Raw genomic sequence first — 22,702 nt, forward strand, 5'->3', positions numbered from 1 at the left:
GTTAAGCCAACCAACATGCCAAAATCGCTCCAAGATAATATTTGCAATGAAGTGATGTTTTCTAGTTTTTTTAAGAAGCATTACCAAAGCCTGTATTCGTATTTGTACTACAAGTTTGGCGATTATTTGAATCCGGAAGATAAAACACAGGAAGCATTTACCAAATTGTGGCAAAATTGTGGCAAAGTAAAACCCGAAAAAGCGAAAAGTTACGTGTTTACCATTGGGAATAATATGATGCTGAATGAAGTAAAACATCATAAAGTGGTGCTGCAGCATCAAAAAATTAAGCCAAAATCGCATACGAATGAAAGTCCTGAATTTTTAATGCAGGAGCAAGAATATTTACAAAAATTGCAGCGTGCTATTGGAAATTTGACAGAATCCGAACGTACGGCTTTTTTGATGAATCGTGTGGAAGGAAAACGGCATAAGGAAATTGCGACACTTTTGGATATTTCGGCAAAAGCGGTTGAAAAACGTATTTATAGAGCATTGCGAAAGTTGCGAGAAGAAATTGAAGAGCTTTAGGGAATTACGATTGTTGATTTACGATTTACGATTGTTGATTGTTCATCTCGACTGCGCTCGATGTGACAGTTATGATTGAAGATCAACGATTTTTGATTTTTGATTCTCAAAACGTCAGATTGAGTGAAATTTTGAAAAGATTTTGTATCGAAATCTGCTGAGAAGCAGTTGTATTCAAAGTACTTCTCGATACAAATTTGTTGCACAAATTCACTCGAAGTGACGATTTGTTGATTGAAGTTTAAGTGTTTATAAGTGTAGGTGTTTAGCTTTGAAAAAATCTCAATACTCAATACTAACAAAAGAACAGGGGAATTTTAGATAGTAAGTTGTTATATAGATAAGTAACGATTATGGAACGAGAAGAATTAATTCAAAAATGGCTTGATCATGCGTTGACTTCTGAAGAATTGGAAGCCTTTAAAAGGTTGGAAGATTATGAGGAATTGACCAAGATGCAAAACGCCTTACAGTATTTTAAAGCGCCAAAAGTGGACGCAGATGCTGCTTATACTAGAGTAACTACTACAAAAAAAGATACATTCAAACCTACGGCATGGTTCAAACCTTTACTTAAAATTGCCGCAATTTTAGTCATCGGTTTTGGCACATACTATTATATGACATTCCCCACGCTCACAACACATGACACCGTTGCGGCACATAAAACGTTGATCGAACTACCCGATGCTTCCGAAGTTTCCCTAAACGCAGTAACAAGTTTGTCGTATAATGCAGCTACTTGGGAAGAACATCGCAAAGTCAATTTAGACGGAGAAGCTTATTTTAAAGTCGCCAAAGGAAAGACCTTTAGTGTGATTACGGACGACGGAATTGTCACGGTTTTAGGAACAGAATTTAATGTAAAACAGCGCGACGACTTGTTTGAAGTCTTCTGCTATGAAGGCGCTGTACAAGTAACGCACAATGATACAAAAGTGGTTTTAAAACCAGGGCAACGTTATTTGATACTGAATGGGAAAGAATTCCGCAACGAAGAAGAAAATCTAAAAGAACCTACATGGATACACAATGAAAGTGCTTTTAAAAGTTTACCTTTACAAGAAGTAATTCAAGAGTTTGAACGACAGTATAATGTAACGGTTGAAGTCGAAAATATTAACACTTCTCAAATAGTGACGGGAAGTTTTACACACACCAATATTGACACGGCACTAAAATCTATTACATTACCGTTTAACTTACAGTATCAGAAGAAACAAAATTCGATTATTCTAAAACGTGATTAAAAAACGCGTAGGCAACTTTCTCACTTTTTTTTGCTTCTTTCTTAGTTTTCAGTGCCTTATCGCACAGGGAAATCAAGAGAATAAACGATTACTGTCCAAATTATTACCCGAAATTCAAAAACGCTACGATGTTGTTTTTTCGTATGTAGATAATACACTCGACACGGTTTTGGTAACTCCGATCAAAAAAACGATTTCTTTACGGGATTTGTTAAACGGTTTTGAGTCGGAAACGAATTTGCGCTTCACGATTATTAACAAACGCTACATTGCCATTACGGTGTTTAAAGATCAAATTCAAGAGTTGGATGAAGTTTATTTGACCGAGTATATTGCTTCTGGAATTTCTACGAATAGAACAGGACAAATTACGGTAAAACCTAAGAATTTCAGCATTCTTCCCGGCGTTACAGAACCTGACGTTTTATTGACGATTCAAGCTTTGCCAGGAATTTCTAGCGTGAACGAAACGGTTTCCAATATCAACATTCGTGGCGGCACCAACGATCAAAATATTTTATTGTGGGATGATATTAAAATGTATCAATCTGGACATTTTTTCGGATTGATTTCTGCGTTTAATCCGTATTTTCTCAAAAAAGTAACCGTTACTAAAAACGGTACAAGTGCGCAACATGGCGATGGCGTTTCTGGGATGATTCAGATGGATTTGGACCAACATGTAAATGATTCTTTAATCGCTGGCGCGGGAATGAACTTCATACACGTTGACGGTTTCGCCAAAGTACAACTCAACAAAAAAATGGAAGTGCAAGTTTCGGCGCGTCGTTCGATTACCGATGTATTTGAAACACCAACGTATGCTATCTATTTTGATCGAATTTTTCAAGATACGGACATCACCAATAACAATCAGGATACAAATTCTACAACCACAACGAATAGAGATTTTTATTTCTATGACATGAGTACGAAGTTTATCTATGATATTTCGAAAACAGACAATTTGCAGTTTAGTTTTTTGAATATTTTTAATGACCTAAGTTACACGGAAGAAGCCACACTGAACAACCGACGACAAGCGGTAAATAGTGGAATCACGCAACGAAACTTGGCAACTGGTTTGACGTACAATCGCGAATGGAATCCTGCATTTTCTACGCAAGTACAACTGTATACGTCCAATTATAATTTGGAAGCGACCAATTTTAACATCACGGACAATCAACGCCTTTTTCAAGAGAATGATTTGGCAGACAGCGCAATTCGATTGCATACAAACTATCGTATTGATGAAAATTTCACCCTAGAAACTGGCTATCAGTTTTCAGAAATTGGCATTACGAATATTCAAGATGTGAGCAATCCGCAATTTCGCAGCGAACGCAAAGATGTCATGCGAACTCACGCGTTGTATTCAGAAGTGCATTATTTTTCAGATAGTTATCGTACCATGTTAACGTTTGGAATTCGTGGCAATCGGTATGGAAAGATTGACAAATTTCGTTTTGAGCCGCGTTTGAATTTTAGGCAACAATTTTCAGATTATTTTAGTGTATTGGTGTTGGGTGAATTTAAAAGTCAGGCCATTTCACAAGTCATTGATTTGCAGAATGATTTTTTAGGCATTGAAAAACGCCGTTGGACCTTAGCCAATGGAACTTCTGTTCCACTAATTGAAAGCAAACAAGCTTCTGTGGGCGTTCAATATAACAAAAACAACTTGTTGATAACGGCTGAAGCATACATTAAAGAAGTTGACGGAATTACGACAAGAAGCCAAGGGTTTCAAAATCAGTTTCAATTTGTCAATGCTGTCGGAAGTTATAAAACTTATGGAATTGATGTGTTGTTCAACAAAAAATGGCGCGATTTGAATACTTGGTTGAGTTATTCCGTAAGCAAAAACGAGTATAAATTTACGTCGCTTAATAGCGGAAATCCGTTTCCAAACAATATTGACATCACGCACAATTTTACGCTTGGCGCAACCTATTCTTGGAAGAATTTTGAATTTTCATTGGGAACTAATTATCGTTCTGGAATTCCAAACACAACCGTTGGCACACCAAATCTCACCAACGGAGAAATCAACTATAATGCGCCAAATGCAGCAAACTTAGAGGATTATTTTAGAACGGACTTCTCGGCTACCTATCGTTTGACACTTTCCAAAAAGAAAAAAATCTACTCCAAAATCGGGTTGTCTATCTGGAACATTTTTGATCAACAAAACGTGTTGAATGAATATTACAATTTGGACAATGAAGTTGTTTCGCAGATACAAAATCGCGCGTTGGGCATTACGCCAAATTTGAGTTTTCGTTTAGACTTTTAAGCAAGGAATTATTCTATATGTAATCTTTAGATATAGTACAACATAGTGAAGTACAATAATCGATGTTAAAAAAATGATAAGCAACTTTGATCTTTAATTATATTATCATAGTTTTAGAATACATGGAAATAACTATTGGAATTTTAGGGTTTATCATTGCTATTATTGCTATTATTGATTTTAAATACGGTTTCTTTTCAAAGCCTGCAGAAAAAGAGAAACTGGAAGAAGAAGAAGAGATCGATCCTTTAGAAGCTCAATTTAAAGCAACTCAAAAGCTATCAGAAGAGGTTCAGCTGGACATCGAAAATTATATTTTGAAAGCGAATGCTGCTCATAAACTTCTATTTAAAGACATGACATTCAGCAATTATCTAACTCACATGAGGGAAACTCACCATGAAAATTTGTCGGATAGTTTATATGAAAGATTAAGCAACTTGGAATTGACTAAAAGCAATACAGTCTTCATTATTAAAAGCCTTGAATACCAATTTTCGGCTTTACTACAAATTAAAAATAAAATGCAGTTATTAAATCTGCTATATTCAAGAAAAATAGCGCTTACAAAAAACCAAAATTTAGCATTGCATTAAATTTGAGTTTTCGAGTGGAGTTTTAGACTTTAATTATAGTTGTTTCAAATACTTATCTATTTCATAGACAAAAAAATTACTGATTGATACTTATAATCCGTAGTCTTATAGTCATCAATTAGCGATATTTACTACAAATATTTAAAAATGCAATCTTCTTATAAAAAAGATGAAAAAGAGTTTTTAACACGGCTTGGTGCTCACATCAGAGAACTACGAATAAAAAATGGGCTTTCACAAGAAAAACTTTCATTTGAAGCTGATCTTGATAGGACTTACATAGGTTCTGTGGAAAGAGGTGAAAGAAATATTGCAGTTATTAACCTTAGAAAGATTTGTAAGGCATTACATATTTCTATTTCTCAACTCTTTAACTTTGATAATGAATAAAGTATTTAAAATACCTGCATCTTCTCCTACAAAATTAACCACATTAGAAATCCTAAAAGAAAGACTTAAACCACTAGTTGGAGCTGAGTTTATTTTATCAGGTAAATCTAGAACTGACGGTTCAAATTTACGAAAGTTAATCGCTAGTAGATTGGAAGAATTTCCGCTTCCAAAAGCTGCTATAGAAGGTGAATATGAGATCGTTCCTCCCAAAAAGAAAGGCATTCCTAAAATAGTGCGTGAATTTATTGACACGTACATTGTAACGAGTGGAAAAACTTATAATTTACAAGTTTGGAATCGAATACCTTCCAGTCAAACACTACTAATTAAATACGAGTCTGGCGAAATTTTAAAATGCAATGATGTGCGTTTCATACTCACGAAAATCGATGTTGAAAACAAAAAAATAGCAAGTATCATTATAGCAACTCCAAAGTATATTGTAGAAAAGTTTGGCGTATTTGGGAAACCTACAATTAAGCATCAACTTCTAATTTCGACTAAAATTCGCGAAAAAATCTATGCAAGTGATGATAAAATCATGTTTTTTAAAGACTCAAAAAAGTTATCTTATTTAATCTGCCATGATTTTGAACCTCCTAAACATAATATGACTGAAGAAGCTAAATCAAATGAAATACTCTCTATTGAGCTTATAAAAATACTGGTTGCAGAGAAACTAATTGGTTATAAAATCCCTGCGAATGCTACTAAAAATCGAGGACAAGCTTTGGAAAAAAAAGTGCTAGAACTTTTAGACTACCCTTTAACTAATCAGGAATTACTTCATGGAGGTTTTCCTGATATTCCCAATCAATTACTTGAAGTAAAAGTTCAAGATACACAAACGGTTGATTTAGGAAAGTTTTCACCTGAAAAAGAAGAAGTGATCATTAAAGATTTACATATTACAACTTTTGACATTCGATATTTAATAGCCTTAACAAATCCTAAAACAGAGATAATTGAGGGAATCATATTGAGTCCTGGAGAAAAATTGGGAGATGTTTTTTCGTATGTATCTGATCAAAGTTATAAATGTCAACGATCTATTCCTATGGATTTCTTTGAAAAGCATACAGGGAAAGTTGTTATTAATCCAGATTAAATACTGGCTCAACTCCAAAAGTTTTAGCCACTAAAACTTCTAATGTATGGACTAATTTTTTAGTTTTTGTTTCGTCTGATGTATTATTAATTTTTTTTACTAAACGAATAACATCAAGTGATTCAGGGGAATTTATATTTGGTAAAGGATAATTTTGAACATATTGAGAAAAATACCTTCTTCGCCCTGAGTATAATTTATTACTAAAAACCAAATCATGATACTTCGTCATTAATTTGGAATTCGAAATTCCTTGTATTAATAAAAGTTTGTCTTTGTCTTTTTGCTCAGTAGCGACAATCCAATAACAATTTCCGTTTACGATTTTCCCTGAATTATCAAAGTAAAATCTTGGAACTGCACTGATATCAGGAAACACCAATTTTGGAAATTTCCATAAAAATGGATTTTGAGGCACCCAAATTTCAAACCATTTTCTTCCTGAATTTGTCACGTATTTTCTTCCTTTCAAAATTTCTGAGTGCGCTTCTAGGTATTTTTTTGTTTTCGGATACTGATCGACATCCACTAATTTTTTTAGACTGTTTTCAGAAATGTAAGGATACAAAACTTTTAGCTGTTTCTTTTTACAAAAACCCCAAGGCTTAATGTTTTCTTGCGACAGCAATTCTTTTAAGTTTTCATCTTCTGGCTTGTTTCCATTTAATTCATCCCAAGAATCCCTAATAAAGACTTTATCTGCCGTGGTTTTTATTCCTACTCTTACTTTAAAAGAATCGCCAATAGTTTCAAATGAGTTATTTTCTATTTGGGCAACCCAGTTTGCTTCAGATTTGGACAGCATTGCCCAATTATTTTCTTTGGTTTGAGTAAACTTAATGATTCCAGATGATTTTTTGTATCGTTTCAATCCATCTGAAAAATATCCTTGTGCTTTTGAATTTAATATATCAAATACATCTACTGAATTAATAAAATTTCCTGTGTACTCATTATTTTCTTCATAAATTTTTAAAAACTTGGCAGTCCTATTTGACGCATTCTTTTTCTTTCGTCCAATAAATATTGCAGGTAAAACTGCTGCGTCAAAAAGTTTTGTATCACCTAAATCAATTACTTCTAAGATATCAAAATTTTCAAATAAAAACTTTCGAATGCTATTTCCGCTTTTCGTAACTAGAAACTTGTTAGATGTAATCACGCCAACTAAACCACCTTCTTTTAATGCACTAGTCATTGCTATTAAAAAAGGATAATACAGATCAACTCTGCCCTTTAAATTGTATTTTTTTGCTAAAAATTGGGCCTTTTCAGCTCCTAAAATTTGAGTTCTTACGTACGGAGGATTAGCTATTATTATATCAGCAAAATTATTTTTAGCACCCTTATTTTCTTCAAAATTCAGAGCCTGCTGGGCTAAGTCAATATCTGTTTTTTCTAAAAAATCTTCATTCTCTAAATGAAATTTTGAACTAATGTTCTCAGTCAAATTTTTACGTGCAGTTATTAAATAATCAAAATTTGTATCGTAACCTAGTATACTATATTTTCTCTTTTGACTATCTAATTGATTACCTATCGAAGTTAACAAAGCTCCATCACCACAAGCAGGATCAACAATTAAAGGTTGATCAATTTCAATATATGACAAGATTCGTTTTGCTAGAAAGTTAGCAAGTTTTTTTGGTGTGAATGTCGCCCCAGTTTCTTTAATTAGATTGACTTCTTTCATAAAGTGAAGATACTTGTAATCATTAAAATATACAACAATTAGATAGTATTACTATATGATTCTTTTCTTCTAAAAAATATCTAAAACAAGTTCGGCATAATTTTTTACAAAAATCACATTCGCTCCGGAACTTCAATTCCCAACAATCCAAAAGCATTTTTGATGGTGTCTCCTACTTTTTTGGAAAGCTGAACTCTAAATATTTTTTTAGCTTCATCTTCTTCTCCTAAAATGTAAATATTTTGGAAGAATGAATTGTACAATTTCACCAAGTCGTAGGTATAATTCGCAATCACCGCAGGACTTTGATTATCGGCCGCCAATTGAACTACCACAGGATATCCTTGCAATTGTTTTACAATTTCTTTTTCACGAATATCTATATCAATACCACTAATTTCTTTTGAATAATTAAAATCCGCTTTGCGCAGAATGGATTGAATACGCGCGTATGTATATTGAATGAATGGCCCAGTATTTCCTGCAAAATCAATTGATTCTTTCGGATCAAACAGAATGCGTTTTTTGGGATCAACTTTTAGAATGAAATACTTCAATGCGCCCATTCCAATGATTTTGTAGAGTTCCTCTTTTTCTTCTTCCGAATATCCATCAAGCTTTCCTAATTCTTGTGAAATTTCTTTTGCCGTTGTTGCCATTTCTATCATTAAATCGTCTGCATCTACAACCGTTCCTTCACGACTTTTCATTTTTCCTTGCGGTAAATCTACCATTCCGTATGATAAATGATGTAGGTTTTTAGACCAATCAAATCCGAGTTTTTTCAAGATTAAGAACAGTACTTTAAAGTGGTGATCTTGCTCGTTTCCAACCGTGTAAATCATTCCGCCAATATCTGGATAGTCTTTTACACGCTGAATTGCCGTTCCGATATCTTGTGTCATGTATACGGCAGTTCCATCCGCACGTAGTACAATTTTATCATCCAAACCTTCATCTTTTAAGTCGCACCAAACAGAACCATCTTCTTTTTTATAAAAAACGCCACTTTCCAAGCCTTCTTTTACAAAATCTTTTCCTAATAAATACGTGTCACTTTCATAATATAAGACATCAAAATCAACACCTAAGTTTGTATACGTAATGGCAAAACCGTCATACACCCATTGATTCATTTGCTTCCAAAGTGCCACAACTTCTTCATCGCCAGCTTCCCATTTACGCAACATTTCTTTTGCTGCTTCCATGATTTCCGTGGTATCTCTCGAGATTTTGATCACTTTTCCAATTTCATCTGTGATTTTACGCTCTAAGTCTGTAACTGGTTTTATAAGTTTATCAAACTTTTTAACAACCTTTTCTACCGCATTTTTATCACTTTCTGCCGTATTGTCTAAAATAAGTTTTGATACTTTAGAGATCAACAAACCGTTCGCAATGGCTTCTTGAAGCTTGACATCAAAATCAGCACCTAACTTTGCAATGGCTTCGTGGTCTAAATTAGCTACTTCTTCTCTCCACTTTGACTTTAATTTTTCAATCAATACGTTATGCTCTTTCACGGTAGCTTCTAAAGCTGTTGGAGGATCAAAATGATTGTTGGTATAATTTTTAAAGATAGGTTCTGCTTGCTCGCGAAGTTTTACTTCAAATAAAACATAGTAATTCCCTACCAACTTATCACCTTTCAATCCTGTAGATGCAGGTGTTTCGCCATTTCCAAAACGCTGCCAAGCCAACATGGATTTACAGATATGAATTCCACGATCGTTGATGATTTGTGTTTTGTATACTTTTTTGCCTGAAGCTTTGATGATTTCCGCCACACTGTATCCCAACAAGTTGTTACGAATGTGTCCTAAGTGCAAGGGTTTGTTCGTGTTTGGTGAAGAATATTCCACCATTACAGCACGTTTTCCAGCTACAGGAATTTCATGACCAAAGGTTTCATTATGGGTAATATTCGCGAAGAAGTTTAGGTAATATGAATCATCAATCACAAGATTCAAAAATCCTTTGACCACATTGAAGCGACTTACTTCAGCAACATTGGCAACCAAATACGCTCCTAACGCTGAACCGAGTTGTGCAGGATTCATTTTTTTAACGCGTAGCATCGGAAATACCACGACCGTGATATCACCTTCAAAATCTTTTCGCGTTGCCTGAAACTCAACGTTTTCTAAAGTTGCGTTGTATAACGTTTCGAATGCTTCCTTGACTTTTGCCGCTAATACTTCTTGAATATTCATGATCTCAAAAAAATTTAAGATGCAAAGATATCAATTATTGAGGATGAATAACGAAAAGTAGCGGAGATAATTTGGATTTACAAATTCGTTAAATCTTCCAAAGTTTTATTTTCCAAAACGGCTAGCATATTGTCGCGCACTTCGAGCATAATGTGATGCAATCCACATTTTTCCTCGTCTTTGCAATCATCACATTTTTCGTAGAAATTTAAACTTACGCAGGGCAACATGGCAATCGGTCCTTCTAAGATTCTGATGAGTGAAGCAACTTTGATCTCGCTTGGGGTTTTAATGAGATAATAACCACCGCCTTTTCCTTTTTTAGAACCTAATAAACCGTTGTTTTTGAGTTGTAATAGAATTGCCTCTAGAAATTTTTTGGAAATATTCTCTTCGGTAGCAATTTCAGAGATCAACACGGGCGCATCATCGCCTTTTTTGGCAATGTAACTTAATGCTTTTAATCCGTATTTCGTTTTTTTAGAAAGCATGTGACTATTTTTCTAAGATGTGTGAACATGTTTCGAGGCATTCCAATCTTGCGCGTAAAAATAATTGGTTGTTCCTTAAAAACAAAGGTATTCACAAATTATCTGTCAATTTTGAATCTTTCTTCTTAAAACAAAACCTTTTTATCAACTTTTTAAACCTTTTTTGTCATTTTTGAGAAGTTCATAAAAAAAGTCCAAAATTATCATTTGGACTTTTGCGATCATTTATTTTAGTTTGATTATTTCTTCGGCAAGAAAACCTCCGCCATCATGCAGCGTGCACTTCCGCCACCACAGGTTTCAATAGTTTCTATAGAACTTGATAGGATTTTACAGTGTTTTTCTATGCTTGTTATTTGATCTTTGGTTAAGGAATCATAAGCAGATTGACTCATTACTAAATACGGTTCGTCGTTGGCAGCTTTTACTTGCAACATGTTTCCAGCAAAGTGTGTCACCTGTTCTTCCGTAATTCGGATGATTTCTTTTCCATCTTGTTTAAGATGTTTTTCTACATTTTTTCGCTCTTTTTTATCATCTATGCAATCCAAACAAATCACAGCAAAAGTTTCTGCCAAACACATCATCACATTGGTATGATAGATGGCTTTTCGTTTTCCATCCACGGTTTGATTTGCTACAAATATCACTGGCGAATATTCAAAATCTTCACAAAATTCAATAAACAATTCTTCGTCTGCTCTTGGAGACAATGCGCAATAGGCTTTTCGGTTCACTCTATCAAGCGCCATACTTCCGGTTCCTTCTAAGAAAACACCTTCTTCTTCCGCGGACGTATAATCTACTACATTTTTAATGTGAAAACCTTGTGTTTCCAACACTTCCAGCGCATCTTCTCTACGTTCCAAGCGACGATTTTCAGCAAACATTGGATAGATCCCAACATTTCCATTTTCATGAAAAGAAATCCAGTTGTTTGGAAATATAGAATCGGGCGTATCTGGTTCTTGTGTATCTTGAATTACAACGACATTGACGCCAATTCCTCGCAACTTTTCTACATAGGCATCAAATTCTTCTTGTGCTTTTTGTTGTATGGTTTTGGGTTGCAAATTGTCAATAGTTTCTTGATAGTAATTGTTTACAGCCGTTTGTTCGTTCATTCGAAACGCAACGGGACGTACCATTAAAATTGTATTGGTAATTTGTTGCATTATAGCGTACTTTTATTAGGGTTTTTTAAGGTTGTAAAATTACATAAAAACTAAAAAAAAGCTAGTTTTATTTTAGTTTTTTCAATGAAAACTCCAAAAAGTTATCAACCTTTCAAACATAGTCCCAATTAAACATGAATTTGATGTAATTTTCTTTCATAAAAAATGCTTCAATTATTTCACGCAATTTGTAATTAATTGAAAGTCAGATTTTTATTTTTTTATGATGGGAATTGTTAGAGTTGATAGGTAAATCCTGCGTGATAGGCAAATCCTTGAAATACGTTTCGTCCATCCACAACATACGAAGGCGAAATGTAGATTCCTGATTTTTTTGAGAGTGGAAAATGATACGTTCCGCCAACTTTATGAAACGTAACACCCAATTCTCTAAAGTTCTGTGGAAATGGTGTTCCTCGATAGTCAATTCCGCCAAAAGCATATTGAAAGTCGTACCAAAAATCGAAATAGCTTTTTGCACTTGCTTTTCCTATTTTGAGCGTAAACGGGAAACTGTTCGGTACTTCTTCAAATTTGAAAGAAAATCCACTTTGCACATTGGCAAACCAGCCCGATTTTTTTTGATAGTGCAGTAACGCACGTGTTTCTAGTATTTTGGCTTGTTGCCCTAAATCGTTGAGTCCACCAACACGATAATCGCTCACATTGGTAGAAAAACCTGTCGCAAACGAAAGTTCAAGTTTGGATGTTTCTCGTTGTTGTTGAAATGCCTTGTATTTTAGAAATATTTGTGCGTCTTGTAACCCGTTTTGCTCTCCGCTTGACAAGTATGGTAACGAAGCTTGTACATTTAGGCGATTGCTAATGCCATAAATTCCAAAGATAGAAACGCTGTATAAATTTCGGCTAAGGTCACTTTTCACCCTTCCGATGAAGTAATTTTTGGAGTCTTCAAATCCTGCGCCTAGCACTAAAGTTGCAGTTCCTTTTTTGTTGTAGAATCCGCTGATGGCGCCTTGTGCATTCCCGTTAGGAGAAAAACTCAACAACAGTACGAATACAAAAAACTGTACAATTTTCTTTCTCATGAATTTTTATTTAATCAAATTATACCAATTTACATTTAAAATGGTATTAGTCTACAAATTGCTAGAAACCTTACTTTTTTTAAAATTATAACATGTTCCTAGAAAATCATTTAGATAGTCTTCGCTAAAATAGGTTTCTATAAAACAATCATTGTTCCAATCTATTACATATAATCCTAAAAAATAATCTACGCATTAAACCAATATTTTCAAAAATAGAAAATGCTACTGCAACTACAGAATCACAACCTCAAAATCAGAAGATAATTTGTCTTGATTTTCGATTTTTGCACCCGAGAGATTTGAATCTTAAAAATTTCGTTAACATTTTATTTGTAAGGCAAAAACAGCTTTTCTTACAAAAATTCAACGCTTATTTTCAAAATTCAACGCTTACAAAATAATATTGGATGTAATTGGAATAATACCTTCCTTTAATACACGAAGACAAACTCCAACCCTATTTTACCCACTTTTTTTTAATAGAAATAGTAACTAAAAAAACACATTGCATGATTGTAGAAAAAACAAAAAAACACAGGGTTCTTATTGAAGATACATATACGTATCTGCGAGTTGGAAGTAAACACCAAGGTACATACATTGACAAATCACAGATTATTTACATAAAAGCTTGTGAAAGTTACGCATGGCTCTACTTAAAAGATGGTTCAAAAATACTCAGTAGTAAAGCTATTGGATTTTATGAGCAGTTATTTTCTGATGACAATTTCTCTCGAATTCATCGTTCGTACTTAATCAATCTTTCACATGTAAAACAGTATGAGCCACGCTATCGCTTGATGCATCTACATGGTGAACATGTACTTCCAGTAAGTCACCGCAAGAATCGTGTGATTGCTAAGATGACGCGCACTCAAGAAACCAACATGCCATTTAAGATGGCAGTATAAACACATTCTCACATTAAAAATTTAATAATTAATAAAAATCAAATTCATGAAAAATTTTATTGCATGTTTGTGCATGTCATTCTGTTGTTTTTGGGGTTATTCTCAAATTAGTGCTACAGAATACAACACACCCGCGGTGATTCCGCAAAGTCCCGAAGTAGCTTCATTGCTGCGTTACAGCGAAGTTCCTGTTTCCTATTACAATGGTATTCCTAATATTGGCGTACCTATTTATACGCTTCAAGGAAGAGAGCTTTCTGCTCCAGTGAACCTTTCCTATCACGCAGGCGGACTCCGTGTCACCGAAGAATCAAGTTGGGTAGGACTTGGGTGGAGTCTCTCGGCAGGCGGTCGAATTACTAGAACGGTAAAAGGGCAACTCGATGATGAAGGACAATATGGGTTTATTCACAATCAATATACAGTAGATTATATTAAACAGGTATGTGAAGGGTTCATCAATGATCCTAATGGTTGTGGATATTATACAGGTGACAATGCCATTTTACAGCGTTTTGATTATGAGCCAGATGATTTCAATTACAGTATGTTTGGACAATCAGGACGTTTTATGTTCAATCAAGAAAGAGATCCTATCAATAACCCTAAAGGAGAAATTGTACAGTTTCCCAATAAAAATGTACTCATTGAGCCAACGTTTAATGGTTATAATATAGAGAGTTGGAAAATTACAGATACCAACGGAATTGTGTATGAGTTTGAAAAAGGTAATTCCTTTGACAATTCCGAGACCATTCAGAAAATTAATGGACAGATTGAACTCTCTACCAATGATGTAAGCAACTATAGTTATGTGGAGACTTGGGATTTGGTCAAAGTAACCAGCCCAAATGGCGATGTAATTACTCTGGAATATGACCGTCCTATTTTAGATGGGTATACAACGGCTTATCCTCATAATGATATTACCACCGCACAAGGATCACAATCATTGGTGGTTCAACAAGGAAGTCAGGTATTAAATGGTCAAGATCGTAAACGTATAGAGACCTATTCAGTGACTAGACGTCACTACACACTACTTTCAAAAATTACAAGTAGTAAAGGTTCGGTACATTTTGTGCGCGACACCGCGGATCGTTTGGACACACAATCAAAAAAACAGCGTTTACAGTACATCGAGGTATATGACACAGCTAATACACTTACACAACGTATTGAATTTACTCATGGATACTTTAATAGTCCACCCGTAACAAAAAGTGAATTCATTGGTACAGGACAGGCAGAAATAAATGCGGGAACAGATAGCTATTTAAACAAACGATTGTATTTAGAAAAAGTAACCTTTGAAGGGCACTATGGCGGTCATAATCCAGCAGATGATTATAGCTACAGTTTTGGATACAATTACGATACAAGCGATGCAAGAACTGTACTTCCTGATAAGCGTTCGTATGCACAAGATCATTGGGGTTATTATAATGGGAAAAATAATAGTAATTTAATTCCTTATCATGGAGCTGGAAATGCACAAATGGCGAATCGAGAGGTTGATCCTGATTACAGCAGTGCTTGTATTTTAAATAGTATTCAATATCCAGAAGGAGGAATTACCAAACTTTATTATGAAAATAACCGTGGTGATGTACGTCATATTAATGGATCGCCCTATTTGGAAGAAAAAGTAAAGTTAGCAGCATTAGCGAATAATCAGCATAGCATTACAGAAAACGGCAATGAAACAACCTATATATTTAGTTCCAATACTTTTACTATAACTGATGATGCTAAGCCTTCATCAAGTGATTCTAATATGACTCGTATGGAATATTTCGGGTTTTCCAACCGATGTGATACCGCAGATGCGGTTTACTCGGGAGCAGACTTGATTTGTAACTCTATGTTTTTTGATTTATATAAAGTAGATGGAGGTAATGAAACTCTTGTACAACGCTATTCTATTTGGGAATCGGGATCATTACTTGTAGATAAAAACGCTACTTATAAAATTAAAATTGAAATAACGACTGACGGTGATAATTATAACCTTGTAGATCATTACAGTGATGTGACCTTTTCGTGGTTTGAAGAGAATCCGAATCTAACTTCTGAAGCATTTGATTATTTTGGTGGAATCCGCGTAAAAGCGATCAAAACCTATGATGAAAATAGACTTTCTTCTTACAAAAGTTTTGAATATGAAGGAGGCTATGTGGTTAGTCAACCTTTTTATTATTCAATAGGAGCAAATAACACTCGTAAGTATGTATCTCAAAGTTGGGTACCATTGCAGACTACCCAATCGGGCTATGCAGGTTACAAAGCGGTTTTAGAAAACATACATGAGGTAGCTACCGAGACAGGATACAGTAGTTTAGATGCTGGAAGTTCTAGAATGCGACAAGTAAGACGCACCTTTTCCATAGCCTCTACAGATATTACTTTTCCAGGAGCACCCTATACGCAGGAATGGGTTGGTGGACATCCTGTGTTAGAAGAAGTGACAGGAAAAAGTAGTGCTACGACTCACTATGAGATTTTTGCAAGTCACAGTATAGATAACATAGAAGGGTTTGTATTGCAAAGAGAATACCATGTATGGCCATTTCAATTTCAAGATTACGACGATATTCTTGCTTGTATGACCAATGACGTCTGTAATATTTCAAGAAATATATACAATATCTGGCCTGGACAGAAACTACCGAAACAACAGACCGTAGTCACCAAAGAAGGCACTCGTGAACTTACCCAGGTAACTCAAACATTTTATGAAAGTGCACCTAATCATTACAATCCTACTAGAACTAGTTTTACCGATAGTAAAGGCGATGTGTATGAAACAGTAATTCGTTATCCATTTGAAGAAAACAATACCGTACTTCTTTCAGAAAACAGATTGAATGTTCCATTAAAAACCCAGCAATTTAAGGGAACAACACTGATGCAAACAGCCATCACACAATATGGAGGGTTTACAGGAAGTGATCCAAATGATAATCCTACCAATAATTTGTTACAATCCATGTCTGGAGCAAAGAAAAATAATGCACTAGAAGAGCGAGTTACTTATCATGGCTATAACAAATATGGACAGGTTCGAGAAGTGTCAAAAACAGATGGAACTCACATCACCTATCTCTGGGGATATAATTACAACTATCCTGTGGCAAAAATTGAAAATGCTACGTATTCACAAGTTTCGATTCTTTTAGATGAAGCAAATATTCAGAATCTTACAGGGGCAGCATTAGAAAACGCTTTGAATTCACTTCGAGACAATCTTCCACAGGCAATGGTGAGTACCTATAGGTATCAACCGCTAGTTGGAGTCGTCCAAACCACGGATCCAAGAGGAAGAAACACGTATTATACTTACGATACTATGGGGCGTTTAAAACACGTATTAGATCACGATCAACATGTTCTTAGTGAGAACAATTATAATTACAGAACTAACTAAAACCACATATATTATGAAAAAATACATATTCGCCCTTTTACTTATTTGTGGTTTAGGGCTAACCGCAAACGCACAGAGGAATTGCTTAACCCACTACTATGATCTAGATCGAGATGGTTATGGAAGTATATTATTCACAGGTACAGAAACTGTGACGTCACAATTTGCAGAACACAACAGACTGGTATGTAATAATGATGATTGCGATGATACCGATCCAGAAATCAATCCTGATAGCTATTGGGTGGTATTTGTTGATGGTGATGGCGACGGATCTTACATCGTTGACAGTGTCGAAAATGCATGTGTTCCTACAAATCAAAATGCTGTTTTGATTGGAGAGAATGTAATATTAGAAAACTTCTCTGGATTACAATTGGATTGTAATGATGCCGATGGAAGTATCACACAAGCAATTCCATATTATGAAGATGTAGATGGTGATGGATTTGGAGATATAGGAGCGTTACTATTGTCATGTGCTGGAACGCCTCCAAGTGGCTATGTAATCAATGCTGGCGATACTTGTCCAAATACATTTGGCTTATACAATGGATGTCCTGATGTGACTACAGTAGTAGGAATTGATCAAAACAGAAATTATGTACATACCATTGCCTATCAACAACCTGTATACCTAACAGCACTCACGAGCATTCAAGAGCGCGATAAGTTAGAACAAATTACCTATTTTGATGGTTTGGGGCGTGCGCAAATGAAAATAGCCATTGGGCAGTCTCCTAAGGATAATAGAGATATAAAAACCATTGTTTCTTACGATAGTTATGGACGCGCCAATACACAGTTTTTACCGTATGTAAGTACGCAAAAAGGTGGAGGGTTTTTTAGTCCAGCCTCCGGAGGTACACTCTCTTTTACGGCAGTTGATAAAGAAATAAAATATCAACAACAGTTTTATCATAATAAGTATAGTGAAGATGTATCTAGTTTTGTTCCGAATAATGGTGGACTTACCATGCTAAATAATTTAGGGAATATTCCACAGGAATTACTTGACGATATTCCAAATGATACACCAGAGACAGGATTTTTATATCCATCGTACAGTACCAATGTATATGATGAGATTGACAGAGTCACCCAAGCGGCAGCTCCAGGAAAAGATTGGTCTTTAGAATTTAATCATACCATTAAAATGCAATATGATTTGAATGATCAAACGGTGGATGCTGTAAAACGTTTTGATGTAACTCATCCAGTAGGAGCTCCAGAAGATATTCAGTTTACAGCCAATGGTTTGTATCCCTCAGAAACGCTTTACAAAACAATTACCAAAGATGAAAACTGGCAACCCGGACAAACGTATCCTACAGATCACACCACAGAAGAATTTAAAAACAAATCGGGACAAGTCGTATTGAAGCGTACCTATGATGGATCAAATACTTTAGATACCTATTATATCTATGACGATTTTGGCAATCTCACCTATGTATTGCCGCCAATGGCATCGATAGCAGCAACGATTGATACCGATGTACTCAACACACTTTGTTATCAATACAAATACGATCATCGAAATAGACTCATTGAAAAGAAGATTCCTGCCAAAGGATGGGAATATATTGTCTACGATACATTAGATCGCCCCATACTTACCCAAGATGTGAATTTAAGAACCAAGGATAAGTGGTTATTTACCAAATATGATGCGCTTGGACGCGTGGTGTACACAGGAAAGTTTGGAGATAAACAAACTAGAGGTCAATTGCAAAGTATTGCAGAAAACTATCCACTATACGAATCAAAGACTACTACACCATCTATGGTCAATGGTACAAGTGTGTATTACACCAATAATGCCTATCCAAATGATGGAACTGTTGAGTTGTATACTGTAAATTACTATGACGATTATCTATGGGATACAGGAACTTCCTATGAAGCCAATTATAATCTTAATGAAAGTACAGGAGTACTTACTACGGGAATTGAACATAAAAAACCTGCGTTGCTCTCTCCTTCATGGACAAACTCAGGATTTACATCAGAAGGAAGTATTAGTGGCGATGGATATATTCAATACACCATTACTCAGACAGATAATCAGCGTGTCATGGTGGGACTTACCGATGAAACGACTTCGGGTAATTTACATTACAATACAATTGATTATGCTATTTATACAGGATATGGAACAGATAGACGTGTTTTAGTCTACAAAGAAGGTGTTCAAGAATCTTTTGCTGCTACGTATTGCGAGATTGGAGATACTTTTAGAGTAGAACGCGCGGGCAATCAAATTCTATTTAAAAAGAACGGAGTGGTTTTTCATGGAGTTACGACTAGCTTTACAGGAACGCTGGTAGGAGATGCCTCTTTTTACGATCCTGATACAGCTATTGAAAATGTGTATATCGGATATTCTGTAATGGGACAAGCCTTTACCCAAAATGTAAAAGGATTGGCTACAGGAAGCAAAGTACGTGTATTAGATACCAATGATTGGATTACGACGGTTTCTTATTATGATGAAAAAGGACGTGGAATTCATACAAGTTCTAAAAACGATTACTTGGAAACCACCGATGCGGTGAGTAGTTTGTTAGACTTTTCAGGAAAAGTGCTAAAAACAAATACAACACATAAGCAGCTAAGTAATGATCCTGTGGTAACCGCTGATGAGTATGTGTATGATACAGGGAATAGATTGCTCTATCAAACCAAACAGATCAACAATCAGGGGAAAGAACTGATGTCAAAAAATCATTATGATGAACTCGGACAACTCATTCAAAAGCAAGTCGGAGGTAGTTTACCGGCTTTAAGTCTATTTGGCGATTTTAGCAATATCACCCAAGACAAAGAAGTACTAAGTAAAACAACGGCTAATAATTGGGATGGAGGTGTATCCACAACAACTACAATTAACGGCGATGGATATCTAAGTTATATAGTTCCACAGACCAACAAAACTATGATTGTTGGGCTTTCAGACGTTGTGGGCGATAACAGCTATCAAAGCATAAAATATGGTATCTATACTTCTTCCATTGGTGATATTCATATTCGTGAAAATGGAAGTACCACTTGGAATGTAGATAGTTATGTAGGCGGAGATGAGTTAAAGATTGAGCGTAGAGGAACAACAGTGTATTATCTAAAAAACAATCAAATTATCTTTATCTCCAATGTTATAGATAACGGAATGCCATTATTAGGCGATGTAGCCATGTTTCATCAAGATGCTACCATTAGAGACTTAGTTCTTGTTGATTTAGAAAAAGAATTGCAAGAGGTAGACTACACTTATAACATTCATGGATGGCTCAAAGGGATTAATGATGTCAACAATCAAGGAGATGACCTCTTTAGTTTTGCGCTCACATACAATGATATTGCTGATCCAAGCAAGCAATTATTCAATGGAAACATTAGCAGCACATTTTGGAAGACCAAAGGACAGGATAGTTCCTTAAAAGATTATATATACACGTATGATCCGCTTAATAGAATAAAAAGCGCGGTAGACAATACAGCAAATTACAACTTGGATGATGTAAAGTATGATCTCAATGGAAACATTACCGATCTGACTCGAAAAGGACATCTCAATGCAATGGCTACCGACTTTGATATCATGGACAACCTTAGGTATCAATATCATGGAAATCAGTTGTTAAATGTAACGGATATCAGCAATATAACATCTGGGTTTAACGATGGAAATACAAACTCAAGTACAGATCCAACCAATGCAAACAATGACTTTGTGTATGATGCCAATGGAAACATGATTGTGGATAAAAACAAAGGCATTACGAGCATCAGTTACAATCATTTAAACTTACCGATGCAAATAACATTTGATAATAGCAGTAGTATTACGTACATTTACGATGCAACAGGAATAAAACAAAAGAAGGTTGTAAATGACCAGAGTTCTGAAACAACACAAGAAACACAATACGCTGGGAATTACATTTACAAAAAATCAGATGCAGTAACTATTCCTACGCTTACGTTCTTTAACAGTGAAGAAGGCTATGTAGAACCACAATTTGATCCAAGCAAACCAGAGAAGATCATAGGATTTAACTATACCTATCAGTACAAAGATCACTTAGGGAATATTCGTCTCTCGTATGAAGATTTAGATGAAAATGGAACTATTGATCCATTGACAGAAATCAAAGAAGAGAATCATTATTATCCCTTTGGTTTAAAACATAAAGGGTATAATAACGTGATTGTTGGAAGAAACCATAATTATGGTTTTGGTGGAAAAGAAGAGCAAAATGAGTTAGGACTTGTTTGGCAAGATTATGGGTGGAGAAATTATGATGCCTCTCTAGGGCGCTGGATGAATGTAGATAATGCTGCCGATGAATATGTAAGATGGTCACCATACTCATATTCTATGAATAATCCTATATATTTTATTGATCCTGATGGTCAACGAATAAAAATAGGAGATAATTATTATTCGTATAGTAAAGATAGAGACTATGACAAAATTGAAAATGAATTTGAAAGAGATACTTATATGGCATTAGACAAATTATATGAAAAAGATGCGCTCGAGTTTTGTTTAGGAGATGGCTGTCAAGCAAGTTTAGTGAATGTGCTTGAACATATAATAGAAGATGAAGATGTAACTCTTACAATAACTGAAGGAAAAAAAGAAACTGGTTCTAGATATAATAGAAGAGACAATGAAATAGAATTTGCATCTCGTCAAGGAGTTTTATTTATTAAAGATGCTTCTAAACCTGTTGATAAAGATAATATTGGATACAATTCTCCAACTTCAGCATTAGGTCATGAAATAATACATAGTTATAATAATAAATATGATAATGAAAATTATACATTAAGAAGAAATGATACTTCAACAAAGGGAAAAATTAAATCTTCAACTCATGGCGATTTAAGCTTTACTAATAGAGAAGAAGAGTATACCAGCTCCCTAGCTAATCAAGCAAATGAAAAATTAAGTGAAGATAAAAGAACTAATTATTCAATTGAGTATTATGAAACAAAAAATTCAACTTCGATAAAACCAAAGAAATGAAAACTAGTATTTTTAGATTAATAATTATAAGCCTTTTGTTTTTTTCATGTAATGATAAAATTGTTGTCATTAAAAATAATTCTTCCCTAGTTTATGATGATGATGTGTTAACATATAAAAATCTAAATAGATTTTTTAGTCATGATACACTATTTGAAAGACAGGTAAAAACAAAACAAATTAATTTATTAAAACAAGAATTAATAACCATTAGAGATAAAGCTAAAAATTTTGAAGGAACTAAAACTAACCTCTTTGATGGTAGAACATACAAGTATGCAATAATTTTTGATGAAGACACACTATTTTCTAATACGAATCTTTCTTCATGGTTATATAAGAATAAAGTTGTTAAACATGAAAGCGATTTATTGAATAAAAGTTTATTAGAATAAGTCGGTAATGTAGTAAAATAAATCATGGATTAAAACATGATTTTAAAATATTGAGAACCAATGATTAAAGTGCAAAATTAATTATTGGTTTTCTTTGTTCATTGATAAATTGATAGAAAATAAAAGTTCTTAG

At 34.7% G+C, this 22,702-nt stretch carries 14 protein-coding genes and 2 pseudogenes; 10 read left to right on the forward strand and 6 right to left on the reverse strand.

The window, feature by feature from the left end; all coding sequences use genetic code 11:
* The first annotated feature begins 15 nt into the window (after nt 1-15).
* From KORDIASMS9_RS00100 to KORDIASMS9_RS00125, 6 genes are all read left to right on the forward strand, one after another.
* Nucleotides 16-531 (forward strand): RNA polymerase sigma factor, encoded by a 516-nt coding sequence (locus KORDIASMS9_RS00100; protein WP_114900901.1) that lies wholly within the window; start codon nt 16-18, stop codon nt 529-531.
* 353 nt (nt 532-884) lie between these two features.
* A complete protein-coding gene (locus KORDIASMS9_RS00105) occupies nt 885-1,781 on the forward strand; it encodes a FecR family protein (RefSeq protein WP_114900902.1) in 897 nt (298 codons plus the stop codon).
* Nucleotides 1,774-4,080, forward strand: a complete 2,307-nt coding sequence (locus KORDIASMS9_RS00110; protein ID WP_114900903.1) for a TonB-dependent siderophore receptor — start codon at nt 1,774-1,776, stop codon at nt 4,078-4,080. Before KORDIASMS9_RS00105 ends, KORDIASMS9_RS00110 begins: the two co-directional genes overlap by 8 nt.
* A 122-nt stretch (nt 4,081-4,202) precedes the next feature.
* Nucleotides 4,203-4,676, forward strand: a complete 474-nt coding sequence (locus KORDIASMS9_RS00115; RefSeq protein ID WP_114900904.1) for a hypothetical protein — start codon at nt 4,203-4,205, stop codon at nt 4,674-4,676.
* 147 nt (nt 4,677-4,823) lie between these two features.
* The gene (locus KORDIASMS9_RS00120; RefSeq protein ID WP_114900905.1) at nt 4,824-5,066 is read left to right on the forward strand and encodes a helix-turn-helix domain-containing protein; all 243 of its coding nucleotides are present in this window, start codon (nt 4,824-4,826) and stop codon (nt 5,064-5,066) included.
* Entirely contained in the window at nt 5,059-6,177 is a 1,119-nt protein-coding gene (locus tag KORDIASMS9_RS00125; RefSeq protein WP_114900906.1) for a nuclease, read from the forward strand. Before KORDIASMS9_RS00120 ends, KORDIASMS9_RS00125 begins: the two co-directional genes overlap by 8 nt.
* On the opposite strand, the gene KORDIASMS9_RS00130 is transcribed toward KORDIASMS9_RS00125, so the two are convergent.
* The 6 genes and pseudogenes from KORDIASMS9_RS00130 to KORDIASMS9_RS00150 form a co-directional block, all read right to left on the reverse strand.
* A complete protein-coding gene (locus KORDIASMS9_RS00130; protein ID WP_114900907.1) occupies nt 6,164-7,870 on the reverse strand; it encodes an Eco57I restriction-modification methylase domain-containing protein in 1,707 nt (568 codons plus the stop codon). The two genes, KORDIASMS9_RS00125 and KORDIASMS9_RS00130, sit on opposite strands and share 14 nt — an antisense overlap.
* A 113-nt stretch (nt 7,871-7,983) precedes the next feature.
* Nucleotides 7,984-9,219 (reverse strand): annotated as a pseudogene (argS, locus tag KORDIASMS9_RS23980) (arginine--tRNA ligase); the annotation flags it as partial.
* A 360-nt stretch (nt 9,220-9,579) separates the two neighbouring features.
* Nucleotides 9,580-10,083: pseudogene (gene argS, locus KORDIASMS9_RS23985) on the reverse strand (arginine--tRNA ligase); the annotation flags it as partial.
* 77 nt (nt 10,084-10,160) lie between these two features.
* Nucleotides 10,161-10,574: an Rrf2 family transcriptional regulator gene (locus KORDIASMS9_RS00140; RefSeq protein ID WP_114900909.1), complete on the reverse strand. Its 414-nt coding sequence runs from the start codon at nt 10,572-10,574 to the stop codon at nt 10,161-10,163.
* Nucleotides 10,575-10,813: 239 nt separating this feature from the next.
* The gene (gene ctlX, locus KORDIASMS9_RS00145; protein WP_114900910.1) at nt 10,814-11,749 is read right to left on the reverse strand and encodes a citrulline utilization hydrolase CtlX; all 936 of its coding nucleotides are present in this window, start codon (nt 11,747-11,749) and stop codon (nt 10,814-10,816) included.
* A 236-nt stretch (nt 11,750-11,985) separates the two neighbouring features.
* Entirely contained in the window at nt 11,986-12,798 is an 813-nt protein-coding gene (locus KORDIASMS9_RS00150; RefSeq protein WP_114900911.1) for a hypothetical protein, read from the reverse strand.
* A 512-nt stretch (nt 12,799-13,310) separates the two neighbouring features.
* Between KORDIASMS9_RS00150 and KORDIASMS9_RS00155 the strand changes: the two genes are divergently transcribed.
* From KORDIASMS9_RS00155 to KORDIASMS9_RS00170, 4 genes are read left to right on the forward strand one after another with little or no spacing between them, the layout of a single operon-like run.
* The gene (locus KORDIASMS9_RS00155) at nt 13,311-13,712 is read left to right on the forward strand and encodes a LytTR family DNA-binding domain-containing protein (protein WP_114900912.1); all 402 of its coding nucleotides are present in this window, start codon (nt 13,311-13,313) and stop codon (nt 13,710-13,712) included.
* A 46-nt stretch (nt 13,713-13,758) separates the two neighbouring features.
* Nucleotides 13,759-17,139, forward strand: a complete 3,381-nt coding sequence (locus tag KORDIASMS9_RS00160) for a hypothetical protein (RefSeq protein WP_162819686.1) — start codon at nt 13,759-13,761, stop codon at nt 17,137-17,139.
* 13 nt (nt 17,140-17,152) lie between these two features.
* A complete protein-coding gene (locus KORDIASMS9_RS00165) occupies nt 17,153-22,174 on the forward strand; it encodes a DUF6443 domain-containing protein (RefSeq protein ID WP_162819687.1) in 5,022 nt (1,673 codons plus the stop codon).
* Nucleotides 22,171-22,569, forward strand: a complete 399-nt coding sequence (locus tag KORDIASMS9_RS00170; RefSeq protein ID WP_114900915.1) for a hypothetical protein — start codon at nt 22,171-22,173, stop codon at nt 22,567-22,569. Before KORDIASMS9_RS00165 ends, KORDIASMS9_RS00170 begins: the two co-directional genes overlap by 4 nt.
* The last annotated feature ends 133 nt before the right edge of the window (nt 22,570-22,702 follow it).

The sequence above is a fragment of the Kordia sp. SMS9 genome (genome assembly GCF_003352465.1).
Lineage (GTDB): Bacteria > Bacteroidota > Bacteroidia > Flavobacteriales > Flavobacteriaceae > Kordia.

Excerpts from the sequence above, each read along its gene's own strand:
- KORDIASMS9_RS00155 (WP_114900912.1), top strand. The coding sequence starts at position 13,311 with ATGATTGTAGAAAAAACAAAAAAACACAGGGTTCTTATTGAAGATACA.
- KORDIASMS9_RS00125 (WP_114900906.1), top strand. The coding sequence starts at position 5,059 with ATGAATAAAGTATTTAAAATACCTGCATCTTCTCCTACAAAATTAACC.
- KORDIASMS9_RS00120 (WP_114900905.1), top strand. The coding sequence starts at position 4,824 with ATGCAATCTTCTTATAAAAAAGATGAAAAAGAGTTTTTAACACGGCTT.
- KORDIASMS9_RS00160 (WP_162819686.1), top strand. The coding sequence starts at position 13,759 with ATGAAAAATTTTATTGCATGTTTGTGCATGTCATTCTGTTGTTTTTGG.
- KORDIASMS9_RS00100 (WP_114900901.1), top strand. The coding sequence starts at position 16 with ATGCCAAAATCGCTCCAAGATAATATTTGCAATGAAGTGATGTTTTCT.
- ctlX (WP_114900910.1), bottom strand. The coding sequence starts at position 11,749 with ATGCAACAAATTACCAATACAATTTTAATGGTACGTCCCGTTGCGTTT.
- KORDIASMS9_RS00170 (WP_114900915.1), top strand. The coding sequence starts at position 22,171 with ATGAAAACTAGTATTTTTAGATTAATAATTATAAGCCTTTTGTTTTTT.
- KORDIASMS9_RS00165 (WP_162819687.1), top strand. The coding sequence starts at position 17,153 with ATGAAAAAATACATATTCGCCCTTTTACTTATTTGTGGTTTAGGGCTA.
- KORDIASMS9_RS00140 (WP_114900909.1), bottom strand. The coding sequence starts at position 10,574 with ATGCTTTCTAAAAAAACGAAATACGGATTAAAAGCATTAAGTTACATT.
- KORDIASMS9_RS00115 (WP_114900904.1), top strand. The coding sequence starts at position 4,203 with ATGGAAATAACTATTGGAATTTTAGGGTTTATCATTGCTATTATTGCT.
- KORDIASMS9_RS00150 (WP_114900911.1), bottom strand. The coding sequence starts at position 12,798 with ATGAGAAAGAAAATTGTACAGTTTTTTGTATTCGTACTGTTGTTGAGT.
- KORDIASMS9_RS00105 (WP_114900902.1), top strand. The coding sequence starts at position 885 with ATGGAACGAGAAGAATTAATTCAAAAATGGCTTGATCATGCGTTGACT.
- KORDIASMS9_RS00130 (WP_114900907.1), bottom strand. The coding sequence starts at position 7,870 with ATGAAAGAAGTCAATCTAATTAAAGAAACTGGGGCGACATTCACACCA.